The 13,872-nt window shown below is 65.5% G+C and carries 11 protein-coding genes; 9 read left to right on the top strand and 2 right to left on the bottom strand.

Annotation, left to right across the window (positions count from 1 at the left end):
* Positions 1–87: 87 nt before the first annotated feature.
* On the bottom strand, positions 88–2,769 hold the full coding sequence (locus CYJ07_RS16360; protein ID WP_104204788.1) for a [protein-PII] uridylyltransferase: 2,682 nt from the start codon (positions 2,767–2,769) through the stop codon (positions 88–90).
* 11 nt (positions 2,770–2,780) lie between these two features.
* Positions 2,781–3,572: a type I methionyl aminopeptidase gene (map, locus tag CYJ07_RS16355; protein WP_104204787.1), complete on the bottom strand. Its 792-nt coding sequence runs from the start codon at positions 3,570–3,572 to the stop codon at positions 2,781–2,783.
* A 332-nt stretch (positions 3,573–3,904) separates the two neighbouring features.
* Between map and rpsB the strand changes: the two genes are divergently transcribed.
* From rpsB to bamA, 9 genes are all read left to right on the top strand, one after another.
* A complete protein-coding gene (gene rpsB, locus CYJ07_RS16350; RefSeq protein WP_104204786.1) occupies positions 3,905–4,651 on the top strand; it encodes a 30S ribosomal protein S2 in 747 nt (248 codons plus the stop codon).
* A gap of 170 nt (positions 4,652–4,821) precedes the next feature.
* A complete protein-coding gene (gene tsf / locus CYJ07_RS16345) occupies positions 4,822–5,691 on the top strand; it encodes a translation elongation factor Ts (RefSeq protein WP_104204785.1) in 870 nt (289 codons plus the stop codon).
* Positions 5,692–5,811: 120 nt separating this feature from the next.
* On the top strand, positions 5,812–6,600 hold the full coding sequence (pyrH, locus tag CYJ07_RS16340) for a UMP kinase (RefSeq protein WP_104204784.1): 789 nt from the start codon (positions 5,812–5,814) through the stop codon (positions 6,598–6,600).
* A gap of 4 nt (positions 6,601–6,604) precedes the next feature.
* Positions 6,605–7,162, top strand: coding sequence for a ribosome recycling factor (gene frr, locus CYJ07_RS16335; RefSeq protein WP_104204783.1), 558 nt, complete (start codon positions 6,605–6,607; stop codon positions 7,160–7,162).
* A 94-nt stretch (positions 7,163–7,256) separates the two neighbouring features.
* Positions 7,257–8,003, top strand: a complete 747-nt coding sequence (uppS, locus tag CYJ07_RS16330) for a polyprenyl diphosphate synthase (RefSeq protein WP_197038411.1) — start codon at positions 7,257–7,259, stop codon at positions 8,001–8,003.
* Positions 7,996–8,796 carry a phosphatidate cytidylyltransferase gene (locus tag CYJ07_RS16325; protein ID WP_104204781.1) on the top strand — a complete coding sequence of 267 codons (801 nt, stop codon included), beginning with the start codon at positions 7,996–7,998 and terminating at the stop codon, positions 8,794–8,796. The genes uppS and CYJ07_RS16325 overlap by 8 nt, the downstream gene beginning before the upstream one ends.
* Before the next feature lies 1 nt (position 8,797).
* Positions 8,798–9,991, top strand: a complete 1,194-nt coding sequence (ispC, locus tag CYJ07_RS16320) for a 1-deoxy-D-xylulose-5-phosphate reductoisomerase (protein ID WP_104204780.1) — start codon at positions 8,798–8,800, stop codon at positions 9,989–9,991.
* 47 nt (positions 9,992–10,038) lie between these two features.
* A complete protein-coding gene (gene rseP / locus CYJ07_RS16315; protein ID WP_104204779.1) occupies positions 10,039–11,397 on the top strand; it encodes a sigma E protease regulator RseP in 1,359 nt (452 codons plus the stop codon).
* A gap of 127 nt (positions 11,398–11,524) precedes the next feature.
* On the top strand, positions 11,525–13,867 hold the full coding sequence (gene bamA, locus CYJ07_RS16310; RefSeq protein ID WP_231489666.1) for an outer membrane protein assembly factor BamA: 2,343 nt from the start codon (positions 11,525–11,527) through the stop codon (positions 13,865–13,867).
* Positions 13,868–13,872: the final 5 nt, after the last annotated feature.

Below are 13,872 nucleotides of genomic sequence, written 5' to 3'. Positions count from 1 at the left end.
CCGTGAGCGGCGTCGTTGTCGTCGTTGCGGGCAGACGGACGATTATAGGGAAGGCCCCGGCTCGCCTCAAACCGGCGAGCGCCGGGCTCACCCCGCCACGTCGAGCACGTCGATCAGTCGCTCGCGCAGGCGCTGCTGACGCTCGGGGTCGGTCAGCGGCTGGCCGGTCTTGTCGGTGATGAAGAAGACGTCCTCGACGCGTTCGCCGAGGGTGGCGATCTTGGCCGCCGACAAGGCGATGTCCTGCTCCATGAAGATGCGCCCGACCCGGGCCAGCAGGCCGGGGCGGTCGGGGGCGGTCAGCTCCAGCAGGGTGCGCTCGTTGGCCGGATCCTGCTCGATCAATACCTCGGTGGGCACGCGGAAGTGGCGCAGCTGGCGTGGGGTGTGACGGGTGACGATCTGCGGGTAGTCGTCCGGGTCGTCGAGCTCCTCCACCAGGTGCTCGCGGATCTCCTCGATGCGTCGGGCGTCGCGGATGGCGCGTCCCTGGTCGTCGAGCACGATGAAGGTGTTCAGCGTCCAGTCGTTGCTCGAAGTGGCGATGCGCGCGTCGTGGATGGAGAGGCCCAGCTGCTCCATGGCGGCAGCGGTGGCGGCGAACAGGTCGTCCACCGATCGGGTATGAATGAACACCTTGGTGCCACCGTCGCTCATATCGTCGGTGGGGGCGCTGATCAGGATCAATGGCAGGGGCGATTCGCCGTGGGCCAGGATGCCCATGGTCTGCCAGGCGATCTCGCTGGGTGCGTACTGCAGGAAGTACTCTTCGCCGAGCGATTCCCACAAGCGGTCGACCCGGCCGATATCGGCGCCCACCGTGGCCAGCAGCGAGCGTGCCTCGCTGCGGGTCTCGCGCACCCACTCCTCGCGATCGAGCGGGTTGTCCAGGCCGCGGCGCAGGGCGCGCTTGGTCTCGGCATGAAGCTGGCGCAGCAGCGAGGCACGCCAGCCGTTCCACAGCGTCGGGTTGGTGGCGTTGATGTCGGCCACGGTGAGGACATAGAGATAATCCAGGCGGATCTCGTCGCCGACCTGGACGGCGAATTCCCGAATCACGTCGGGGTCGGTGATGTCCCGCTTCTGGGCCACCATCGACATCACCAGGTGATTCTCCACCAGCCAGCCGACCAGTCGCGTATCGCGCTGCGACAGCCCGTGACGTTCGGCGAATCGCTCCACGTCCCGGGCGCCGAGGATCGAGTGATCGCCGCCGCGGCCTTTGCCGATGTCGTGGAAGAGACCGGCGATCCACAGCAGTTCCAGCTTGGGCAGCTGTTGCACCAGCGTCGCCGCCACCGGGTACTCGTCTCGCGCTTCGGGCTTACGAAACTGCTGGATGAACTTGAGCAGGCGCAGGGTGTGCGCGTCCACGGTGTAGATGTGGAACAGATCGTGCTGCATCAGGCCCACCGCACGGCCGAACTCCGGTAGATACTTGCCCAGCACGCCGTAACGGTTCATGCGCCTGAGCTGACGCGCCACGTTGCCGCTGGAGCGCAGCAGCGCCATGAACAGGTGCTGATGATGGGTATCGTCGCGGTAGAAGTCGTCGATCTGGTGACGATGGTCGCGGATCAGGCGGATGGTGTCGGCACGCACGCCTTCGATCTCGGGATGCTCGGCCATCAGCAGGAACAGCTCGAGCAGGGCCGAGGGGTGTTCGCGAAAGACCGCGCGGTGGCGCGCCTTGATATAGCCACCTTCGATCACGAAGCGCTCGTTGAGCGGTTGCGTTTCCAGCCGCTCGCCGCCGCGCAGGATCACTTCGTCGAAATGCTGCAGCAGCATGTCGTTGAGGCCCGCCAGCGCCGTGACATGGCGATAGTAGCGCTTCATGAATTGCTCGACGGCGAGCCGTTCCGGAGTGTCGCGAAAGCCGAATCGCTCGGCAATGGTGCGCTGATGGTCGAACAGCAGGCGATCCTCGGCGCGACCGGCGAGCATGTGCAGGGCGTAGCGCACCTGCCACAGGAAGGCCTGGCCCTGACTCAGGATGCGCAGCTCGGCGTCGTTCATGAAACCGCCTGCGACAAGATCCTCGTAGCGCTGGCTGCCGAAGTGGCGCTTGGCCACCCAGCCGATCATCTGGATGTCGCGCAGCCCACCCGGCGAACTCTTGATGTTGGGCTCGAGGTGGTACTCGGAGTTGTTGAAGCGGTGATGGCGAGTGATCTGCTCCTGCCACTTGGCTTCGAAGAAGCGATCGGCGGGCCACATCCGCTCGGGCGCGATGCGTGCCTTCATGGCGTCGCGCAGGCGTTCGGGGCCTGCCAGGGTGCGCGATTCCATCAGGTTGGTGATGATTGTGATATCGGCCTCGGCCTCGCGCTCGCAGTCGGCAAGCGAGCGCACGCTGTGGCCGATCTCAAGGCCGATGTCCCACAGCAGCGTGATGAAGGCGGTCAGCCCCTCGCGGTAGGGCGTGTCGTCGTCGTGCTCCAGCAGCAGCATCAAGTCCACGTCGGAATGGGGGTGCAGCTCGCCGCGGCCATAGCCGCCCACGGCGAGCAGTGCCACGCCGTCGTCGGGCCAGGCGTACAGCGACCAGGCCACGCCGAGCAGCTGGTCGAGGCACCAAGCCCGCCCGTGCACCAGGTCGCGGATGTCGGCACCGGCGCGGAAGCGTTCGTCGAGCCGGGTCTGGATATCGCGCAGTGCCGCTTTGAACGGGGCGATGGGCGAGCGGGTGCCGGCGAGCTCGCGGCGGAAGGTCTCGGCATCGAACAGCGAGGCGTCGGGCGTGAAGCGATAGTGATGCAGGAGCATGGCGACTCGACTCAGTGGTCGAGGAAGGAGAAGTCTTCCTCGTGGCGCGCCGTCAGCACCTCGACGCCGGTCTCGGTGACCAGCAGCGTATGCTCCCACTGCGCGGACAGGCTCTTGTCCCGCGTCACGGCGGTCCAGCCGTCGCGCAGTACCTTGGTCTGGTGTCCGCCGACGTTGATCATCGGCTCGATGGTCAGGCACATGCCGGCGGCGAGGGTCGCGTCGGCCTCGGGCGCGTAGCCGTCATAGTGCAGCACCTGCGGATCCTCATGGAAGCCGGCGCCGATACCGTGGCCGCAGAAATCGCGCACCACCGAGTAGCCGTTGGCCTCGGCGTGGTTCTGGATGGCGCGGGCCAGATCGGACAGGCGTGCGCCGGGGCGTACCAGGGCGATGCTCCGATACAGGCACTCCTGGGTGACGCGGCACAGCCGCTCGCCCTGGATGTTTTCGCCGACAATGTACATGGCGCTGGAATCGCCGTGGTAACCCTCTGCGGTCTTGACGGTGACATCGATGTTCATGATGTCGCCCTTCTTGAGCTTCTTCGCGGGGTCGGGGATGCCGTGGCAGACCACGTGGTTGATCGAGGTGCAGATCGACTTGGGGAAGCCGTGGTAGTTGAGCGGCGCCGGCGTGGAGCCCAGCTCGGCGACGATGTAGTCGTGGCACAGACGGTCCAGTTCGCCGGTGGTCACGCCGGCCTGCACGTGGGGCGCGATCATCTCCAGCACGCTGGCGGCCTGTCGGCCGGCCTCGCGCATCTTCTCGATTTCATCGGGCGTCTTGATGGGTATGTTCATGAATGCTCGTTTCAGAGGGGTTGCAGCGCCGGCATATCCGGCGTTGTCGACGGCGGGCGACTTCATCTCGCTGATGAACTATGGTATAAAGCCGCGCGCTTTCCTGCAATCGCCTCCCCCGGCCGGGCCTCGCCCGACCCAAACGAGGCGCAGCGATGGCGCCGGCGACGAGAGCGGCGAAGCGCCTGGGCGCATCGACGGTTCGAGCCGTAACTCTACAGCCTTGAAAACACACACGTACCGGCACATGGTCCCGGGTGCTGCCGCGGTTGATCCCGGCGGTCGGATCCATGGGGTGCGTGGAGGCCTAACCCGATTTTCAGGAGTCATCCATGGCACATGTCAACATGCGCGACCTGCTCAAGGCAGGCGCACACTTCGGTCACCAGACCCGCTACTGGAACCCGAAGATGGGCAAATTCATCTTCGGCGCCCGTAACAAGATCCACATCATTAACCTCGAGCACACGCTTCCCGCGCTCAACGAAGTGATCGATGTGGTCGAGAAGATGGCCGCTTCCAACAACAAGATCCTGTTCGTCGGCACCAAGCGCAGTGCGAGCAAGATCATCAAGGAAGAGGCCAACCGGGTTGGTCAGCCGTTCGTCAACCACCGCTGGCTCGGCGGCATGCTGACCAACTACAAGACCATCCGTCAGTCGATCAAGCGCCTGCGCGACCTCGAGACCATGCGCGAGGACGGCACCTTCGATAAGCTGACCAAGAAAGAGGTCCTGATGGCGACCCGCGAGCAGGACAAGCTCGAGCGCTCCATCGGCGGTATCAAGGAGATGGGTGGCCTGCCCGACGCGCTGTTCGTGATCGACGTCGACCACGAGCGTATCGCCATCAACGAGGCGAACAAGCTCGGCATTCCGGTCATCGGCGTGGTGGACACCAACTCCGATCCGGATGGCGTCGACTATGTGATTCCCGGCAACGATGACTCCATTCGCGCCATCCAGATCTACGTTCGGGCGATCGCCGACGCCTGTGCGCGTGCGAAGGAAGGTCGCCCCGATGAGTTCGTCGAGGTCACCGAGGGTGAAAGCGGCGACGCGACAGCCGCTGCCGAGTAATAACGGCGAATCGCCCGGGCCGGCAGTGCCGACCCGGGAGGGCGATCGCCGGGTGCGATCGCCCTCTTTACCCCGCCCCGGCGGGGCAGAATTTCACCGGGCCCCAGGGTCCGGCGCCCTTATTCCCAGGTCGAACCGAACCGGGTTCCCACTATCAAGAGGTGAATACCATGGCAGCGATCAGCGCCTCCCAGGTCAAGGAACTGCGCGAGCGTACCGGGCTCGGCATGATGGAGTGCAAGAAGGCACTCACCGAAGCCGGCGGTGACATCGAAGTCGCCATCGAGAACCTGCGCAAGAGTTCCGGCCTCAAGGCCGCCAAGAAGGCCGGCCGTACCGCCGCCGAAGGCGCCGTGGCGACCCGCGTCGCCGAGGACGGCAGCTACGGTGTAGTGGTCGAGATCAACTCCGAGACCGATTTCGTCGCCCGCGACGACAACTTCAAGGCTTTCGCCGATCAGGTCGCCGACGCCTTCTTCGTCGCCAAGAGCGAAGACGTCGCCGCCGTGATGGAGGGTGCCCTCGAGAGCGCTCGCGAGCAACTGGTGCAGAAGATCGGCGAGAACATCGGTGTGCGTCGCTGCGCCGTCGTCGAGGCGCCGGAAGGCGGGCTGGTGGGCGAATACGTCCACGGCGGCCGCATTGGCGTGCTCACCGTGCTCAAGGGCGGCAACGCCGACGTGGCCAAGGACGTCGCCATGCATGTGGCCGCCATCAATCCGGCCGTGGCGCGTCCCGAGAACATGCCGCAGGAGCAGCTCGACAAGGAGAAGGCGATCATCCTGGCCCAGCCAGACATGGCCGGCAAGCCCGAGCAGATCGCCGAGAAGATGGTCGAGGGCCGCCTGAAGAAGTATCTGGCCGAGAACAGCCTGACCGAGCAGCCCTTCGTCAAGGATCCGAACCAGACCGTCGCCGACTTCGTCAAGGCCGCCGGCGGCGAAGTGCTCGGCTTCACCCGCTTTGAAGTGGGCGAGGGCATCGAGAAGGAAGAGGTCGACTTCGCCAAGGAAGTCATGGAACAGGCTGGCCGCCGCTAAGGTCAGAGGTTCCAGCTCGAGACATGGCGTGCGCGCGAGCGCACGCCTTCTCGTATCCGGCCGCTGCGTCGGCCGCTGCTGTAGAGTTGCTTCATCCGTTGACCCCTCAGGAGAGACGCCATGGCCCCAGCCGATCGCAGTGACGCCCCCCACGAGCCGGACGCCAAGTCCCGGTCCGACAAGTCTCGTACCGACAAGTCGAAGTACAAGCGCATCCTGCTGAAGCTCTCCGGCGAAGCCCTGATGGGCGAGCACGACTTCGGCATCGACCCACAGGTGCTCGACCGCATGGCGCTGGAGATCGGCCAGCTGGTGGGTATCGGCGTGCAGGTCGGCATCGTCATCGGCGGCGGCAACTTGTTCCGTGGGGCCGCGCTCAACGCGGCCGGCATGGATCGGGTCACCGGCGACCATATGGGCATGCTGGCCACGGTCATGAATGCGCTGGCCATGCGCGATGCGCTGGAGCGCTCCAACATTCGCTCCCGCGTGATGTCGGCGATCCCCATGAGCGGCGTGGTCGAGCACTACGACCGCCGTACCGCCATCCGCTACCTGACGTCCGGAGACGTGGTATTGTTCTCGGCCGGTACCGGCAATCCCTTCTTTACCACCGATTCCGCCGCTTGCCTGCGTGGCATAGAGATCGACGCCGATGTGGTGGTCAAGGCCACCAAGGTGGATGGCGTCTATGACAAGGATCCGGTGAAGCACGCCGATGCGGTCAAGTACGATCACCTGAGCTACGATGATGCGCTCGATCAGAAGCTCGGCATCATGGATTTGACCGCTATCTGCCTGGTGCGGGACCATGACATGCCGGTACGCGTCTTCAACATGAACAAGCCGGGCGCCCTGCTGAACCTGGTGGTGGGCGGCAAGGAAGGCACGCTGATAGACAGAGGTTGACACCGTGATCAATGACATTCAGAAAGACACCGAAAGTCGGATGAAGAAGAGCCTCGAAGCCCTTCATGCCAACTTCAACAAGATTCGTACCGGGCGCGCGCACTCCAGCATTCTCGATTCGGTCACCGTGGATTACTACGGTAGCCAGGTACCGCTCAACCAGGTCGCTTCGGTCAACGTGGAAGATGCCCGTACGCTTTCGGTGGTGCCTTGGGAGCAGAACATGGTGCCCAAGATCGAGAAAGCGATCATGACCTCCGACCTGGGGCTGAACCCGGCGAGTGCCGGCAACGTAATTCGCGTGCCGATGCCGATGCTCACCGAGGAAACCCGCAAGGGTTATATCAAGCAAGCGCGCGCCGAGGCCGAGAATGCGCGGGTGGCGGTGCGCAACGTGCGTCGCGATGCCAACAACGACGTCAAGGCGCTGCTCAAGGAGAAGGAGATTTCCGAGGACGAGCAGCATCGCGCCGAGGACGTCATTCAGAAGCTGACCGACAAGTACATTGCCGAAATCGACAAGCTGCTCGAAGTGAAGGAACACGACCTGATGCAGGTCTGAGCGGCACCGGGCGGGCACCGTTCCTTGCGCTCCGCCCGGTATTCCCACCCCAATGCGAGACACCATGACGTCAGCGCCAACCTCTGCATCCCAGATGCCTCCCAAACCGCCCGGTGACGATCTGCCGCGTCACGTGGCGATCATCATGGATGGCAACAACCGCTGGGCGCGTGCGCGCGGTCTTTCCGGCATTCGCGGTCACCGGGCGGGCGTTGAGGCCGTACGGGCGGTGATCCGCCGCGCCGCCGAGCGCGGCATCCAGACCTTGACTCTGTTCGCTTTCTCCAGCGAGAACTGGCGCCGCCCCGAGGCCGAAGTCCGCGCCCTGATGGAACTGTTCCTCATCGCGCTCAAGCGCGAGGTGCGCAGGCTTCACGACAACGGCATCCGGCTCTCGGTCATCGGCGACCGCAGCGCCTTCTCCGCCTCGATCCAGAAGTACATCGTGCGGGCCGAAGAGCTCACTCGCGACAATACCGGCCTGCACCTCGTCGTCGCCGCCAACTACGGCGGTCGCTGGGATATCGTCAATGCCGCGCGGCACCTGGCCGAGCGTGTCGCGCACAGCGAGATCGAGCCCGACGCCATCGACGAGCACGCTTTCCAGCGAGAGCTGTGTCTGGGCGACGAGGCACCGATCGACCTGTGCATTCGTACCAGCGGCGAGCAGCGCATCTCCAATTTCCTGCTGTGGCAGATGGCCTATGCCGAACTCTACTTCACGCCACTGCTGTGGCCGGACTTCGACGGCCAGGCCTTCGACATGGCGATCGATGATTTCTGCCGGCGGCAGCGCCGCTTCGGGATGACCGACGAACAGATCGAGGCGAAAGGTGCTTAGACAGAGGATCATCACGGCGGCGTGGCTGGCGCCGCTGATGCTGGCCGGCTTGTTCGGCCTTGCCGATGGCGCCTTCGCTGCCTTCACCGGCGTCATCGTGCTGCTGGCCGCCTGGGAGTGGGCCAATCTCGCCGGTGTGACCATGGCGGGTCGCCGCCTGGCACTGGTGGCCGGCCTGGCGCTGTTGATGGCGCTGCTGTGGTGGTTCGGCGCGGCGCTGGCCGCCTGGCCGCTGTGGGTTGCCGTGGCCGGCTGGGCGCTCAATCTCTACTGGGTCGTGCACTATCCCGCGAAGAGCGATCAGTGGGGCTCGACGGCCGCACGTCTCGCGATGGGGCTGTGGGTGCTGCTGCCGGCCTGGGTCGGCTTCAACGTGCTGCGCGAGATGGGCAGCGTGTGGCTGCTCTACGTGCTGCTGCTGGTGTGGGGCGCCGATATCGGCGCCTACTTCAGCGGTCGCGCCTGGGGCCGGCGCAAGCTGTCGCCGGCGGTCAGCCCCGGCAAGTCCTGGGAGGGCGTGTTTGGGGGGCTGGCGGTGACGCTGCTACTGGCGGTGCTTTTCGCCGTCTGGCAGCGACTCGGAATGTCGGGTGGCCTCGGCCTGGCTCTCGCCACCGCTGCGGTGGCCTTGGTCTCGGTGCTCGGCGACCTGCTCGAGAGCATGCTCAAGCGCTTTCGCGGCATCAAGGACTCGAGCCAACTGCTGCCCGGCCACGGCGGTGTGCTAGACCGCATCGATAGCCTGACGGCCGCGGTGCCGCTGTTCGCGCTGCTCTCCCTCGGGGTGCTCTAGCATGAACCAGGGCAAAGGGCAGCAGACCGTCACGGTGCTGGGAGCGACCGGCTCCATCGGCACCAGCACGCTCGATGTCATCGCCCGCCATCCCGAACGCTACCGCTTGCATGCGCTGACGGCGCATCGCTCGCGCGAGGCACTGCTGGAACTGTGTCGCCGGCATTGTCCCGCGCTGGCAGTGCTCGATGACGAGCGCGACGCTGCCTGGCTGCGCGAACGCCTCGTCGCGGCCGGGCTGCCGACCGAGGCGCGGGCCGGCGTCGAGGCTCTGGTCGAGGCGGCCAGCGCCGCCGAGGTCGACGTGGTAATGGCGGCCATCGTCGGTGCCGCAGGACTGTTGCCGACGCTGGCCGCGGTGCGCACCGGCAAGCGGGTGCTGCTGGCCAACAAGGAAGCGCTGGTGATGTCCGGGGCGCTGTTCATGGACGCCGTGGCCCGCCATGGCGCGACTCTGTTGCCGATCGACTCTGAACACAATGCCATCTATCAGTGTCTACCTCCCGAGCACCGTGGCGGCCTGTCTCGTCACGGCGTGACGCAGCTGCTGCTGACCGCCTCCGGCGGCCCTTTCCGCGGGTGGCCGGTCGAGCGGCTGGCTGAGGTGACGCCGGCGCAGGCCTGCGCTCATCCCAACTGGTCCATGGGGCGCAAGATTTCCGTCGACAGCGCCACCCTGATGAACAAGGGGCTCGAGCTGATCGAGGCGTGCTGGCTGTTCGATGCGCGTCCGGAGCAGGTGCAGGTGGTGGTGCACCCGCAGAGCGTGATTCATTCGATGGCCGCCTATAGCGACGGTTCGGTGCTGGCACAGCTGGGCAATCCCGACATGCGCACGCCGATCGCCTATGGTCTGGCCTGGCCCGAGCGCATCGAGGCCGGCGTCGAGGCCCTCGATCTGTTCCGGATCGCCCGCCTCGACTTCGAGGCGCCCGACGAAACGGCATTTCCCTGTCTGCGCCTGGCGCGCGAGGCGATGACGGCCGGAGGCACGGCACCGGCGATGCTCAACGGAGCCAACGAGGTCGCTGTGGAAGCCTTTCTCGCCGGCCGGTTAACGTTCACCGGTATCGGCGAGCTGGTCGAGCGTATCCTGGGGGCGCTGCCGATGGAGCCGGCGGGAGATCTCGAAACCGTCCTCGAGGCTGACGCCCGGGCGCGCCGGGCGGCGCACGAGTGGCTGCAGAGGCGCTGAGCCGGCGCGCATGTCCGCTGTCGTTCTTTTGTTGTGAGGAGAGTAATTTGGGCCTGATCCAGAATGTTTTGGCCATCATCGTGGTGCTGGGTGTGCTGATCACCTTCCACGAGTTCGGCCACTACTGGGTGGCGCGTCGTTGCGGTGTCAAGGTGCTGCGCTTCTCGGTGGGCTTCGGCAAGCCGATCTGGTCTCGTGTCGACCGCCACGGGACCGAGTTCGCCGTGGCGGCGATCCCGCTCGGCGGCTACGTCAAGATGCTCGACGAGCGCGAAGGCCCGGTGCCCGACGACCAGCTCGGTGAAGCCTTCAACCGCAAGTCGGTATGGCAGCGAATCGCCATCGTCGCGGCGGGGCCGCTGGCCAACTTCCTGCTGGCCATCGTAGCCTACTGGGCGCTCTTCGTGGCCGGTACCACTACCGTGGCGCCGGTGGTGGGCGATATCGCGCCCGACTCGCCGGCTGCGCGCAGCGGCCTGCAGAGCGGTCAGGAGGTCGTCTCGGTGGAGGGTGACGAGGTACGCTCCTGGGACGAGATCAACCTGCGCCTGATCGCCCGGATCGGCGCCAGCGGCGAGCTGAGGCTCCAGGCCCGCGACGAGGCCGAGTCGGAGCCCCGCGAGCATCGGCTCCCGGTGGAGGACTTCCTGGTCCGTCAGGATCCGCCCCAGCCGTTGGCCAGCCTCGGTATCACGCCCTGGCAGCCGCGCTTCCCCGCCGTGCTGGGCCAGGTCGTCGACGGCGAAGCGGCCGCCGAGGCGGGATTGCAGTCGGGCGACGAGATTCTCGCCGTGAACGGCAACCCGGTCGACGAGTGGATGGATTTCGTCAGCGTGGTGCGGGCGAGCCCCGGCGAGACGCTGACGCTGGACGTGGCTCGCGGCGAAGAGCGGCTGACCCTGAACCTGACGCCGGACCCCAGGGAGATCGAGGACGGCGCGACGATCGGTTATGTCGGTGCCGGCGTAACGCCGGTGGAATGGCCCGAGGAGTACCGCCGGGAGATTCGCTATGGGCCGCTCGAGGCGATGGGACAGGCGGTCTCGCGCACCGGCGAGATGACACTGCTGACCCTGGGGGCGATCCGCAAGATGCTGATCGGGCTGATTTCGCCCTCCAATCTGTCGGGCCCAATCACCATTGCCCAGATGGCGGGGGATACGGCACGCACCGGGCTTGAGAGCTTCGTCAGCTTCCTGGCCTACGTGTCGATCAGCCTGGCGGTGCTTAACCTGCTGCCGATACCGGTACTGGACGGGGGGCATCTGCTTTATTATTTCGTCGAGGCGGTTCGCGGCCGGCCGGTGTCGGAACGGACCCAGGCGTTTGGATTGCGCATCGGCCTGGCGCTAGTCGCCACGCTGATGCTGATGGCGCTCTATTTCGATCTGATGCGTCTTTGGTAGCGAGCGACTCACCCCCTGCCGGGGGCACAGGGAGGTGGAGCTCGGCTCCGCCTTGTCAGTCACCCGCATATATGTATAAGGTGCCCGTCTGGACAGGCAGGCGGATCAACGCGAGCGAAGCGACTGCATGAATATCAAGACCCTCGGACTGGCGGCTCTGCTGCTGGCCGGTTCCAGTACGGTACTGGCCGACCCCTTTGAAGTTTCCGACATACGCGTGGAAGGGCTGCAGCGAGTTTCCGCTGCCTCCGTCTTCAATGCCTTTCCCATCAGCGCCAGCGACAGGGTGGACGATCGCGAGCTCGCCGAGGCGGCCCGCAGCCTGTTCGCCACCGGCCTGTTCGAGGACATTCAGCTCGCCCGAGACGGCGACGTGCTGGTCATCCAGGTGGTTGAACGTCCGACTATCTCGCGGCTCAGCATCAGCGGTAACAAGCAGATCTCCGAGGAGGACCTGCGCCGTGGCCTGAGCGAGGCCGGATTGGCCGAGGGTCAGGTGCTTCAGCTCTCCACGCTGGAAGAGATCCAGCGCGAACTCGAAGGGGTCTACCAGGCCCAGGGGCGCTACAGCGCAAGCATCGACACCAGCGTGCGCGAGGTCGACGAGGGTCGGGTCCAGGTCGATATCGACATCGACGAAGGCGCGGTGGCCAAGATTCGCCAGATCAACATCGTCGGCAATCGCCAATTCGACGACGAGGAGCTGCGCGAAGTCTTCGAACTCAACGACCGCCCGGGACGTTTCTTCGGCTGGTTCTCCAAGGACGAGTATTCACGCGAAGCGCTGGCCGGCGACCTCGAGCGGCTGCGCTCCTTCTACCTCGATCGCGGCTACGTCAATTTCAATATCACCTCCACTCAGGTCTCGATCAGTCCCGACAAATCGCAGATATTCGTCACCGTCAACGTCGACGAGGGCAGCCAGTACCGCCTGGGCGACATCCGCTTCGCCGGCGACCTGCGAATCGGCGAACGCGAAGCCCGCGAGCTGCTGCAGGTGGAGAGCGGGGAGATCTTCTCGCGCAGCGACGTGACCGCGTCCACCGAAGCGCTGCGTTCACGCCTGGGGGCCGAAGGCTTCGCCTTCGCCCGAGTCGAAGGCGTGCCCGAGCCGCGTGCCGACGGCGAGACGGTCGATCTCACCTTCAGCGTCGATCCGGGACGCCGTGCCTACGTGCGCCGCATCAATTTCATCGGCAACACCACCACCCAGGACGAGGTGCTGCGCCGCGAGATGATCCAGATGGAGGGGGCGCCGGCTTCCACCGACTCGATCAGCCAGTCGCGCCGGCGCCTGGAACGCCTGGGCTTCTTCAGCCAGGTCGAGGTGGAGACCCAGCCGGTGGCCGGCGAGCCCGACAAGCTCGACGTCACCTATACCGTCGAAGAGCAGCCCTCCGGCTCGGTCTCGGCGAGCATCGGTTTCTCGCAGAGTGCGGGGGTTATCTACGGCGCGGCGCTGGCCCAGAACAACTTCCTGGGCACCGGCAATCGCGTCAACATCGGCGCCCAGCGCAGCGACACCTTCACCAGCGTCAACTTCGGCTACACCGATCCCTACTGGACGCTGGACGGCATCTCGCGCGGCTACAACATCTTCTATCGCGAGACCGACTACGAAGATTCGGACATCTCGACCTACTCCACCGACGCTTACGGTGCGGGGATCAACTTCGGCTACCCCATCAGCGAACTCTCGCGGCTCAACTTCGGCGCCAGCGTCGAGGACCTGACCATCAAGACCTATCGCGATACCGCCTCCGAGATCGTGCGCTATGCCGAGGAGCAGGGCGACAACGCCCAGAGCCTCAAGCTCACTGCGAGCTGGACGCGCAACAACCTCAACCGTGGCATCATGCCGACCTCCGGCACCTACCAGCGCCTGTCGCTGGAGACCGCTGCCCCCGGCAGCGATGCCGATTACTACAAGCTGCGCGCACGCGCTCAGCACCTTTTCCCGCTCAACGACGAGGAAACCTGGGCGCTGAAGTTCGGCACCACGCTGGGCTACGCCGACAGCATCGGCAGCGATCCCTACCCGTTCTACGAGAATTTCTTCGCCGGGGGGCTGGGCTCGGTGCGCGGTTTCACCGCCAACACGCTGGGTGAGCGCACCACGCCGCGCGAGTCCGGGCGCGACCGCACCCTGGGCGGCAACGTACTGGTCGAAGGCAGCGCCGAACTGCTCTTCCCGCTGCCGTTCATCGAAGATCGCCGCTCGATGCAGACCGGCTTCTTCCTCGACGCGGGCAATACGTTCTTGACCAGCTGCTATCCTGTCATGCCCGAGGACGGCCCCTCGAACTGTTCGTCGGGCGTCGATCTGGGTGAGCTTCGCTACAGCGTCGGCGTGGGGCTCTCCTGGCTGACGCCGGTGGGCCCGCTGACCTTCAGCGTCGCCGAGCCGCTCAATGACGAAAGTGGCGACGATACCCAGTTCTTCCAATTCTCTCTGGGTCAGACGTTCTGATCCGG

This window comes from Billgrantia saliphila (genome assembly GCF_002930105.1).
In the GTDB taxonomy this organism is placed as follows: domain Bacteria; phylum Pseudomonadota; class Gammaproteobacteria; order Pseudomonadales; family Halomonadaceae; genus Halomonas; species Halomonas saliphila.
Note: the sequence above shows the minus strand (reverse complement) of the source record. Positions and strands in the feature narration are given on the sequence as shown.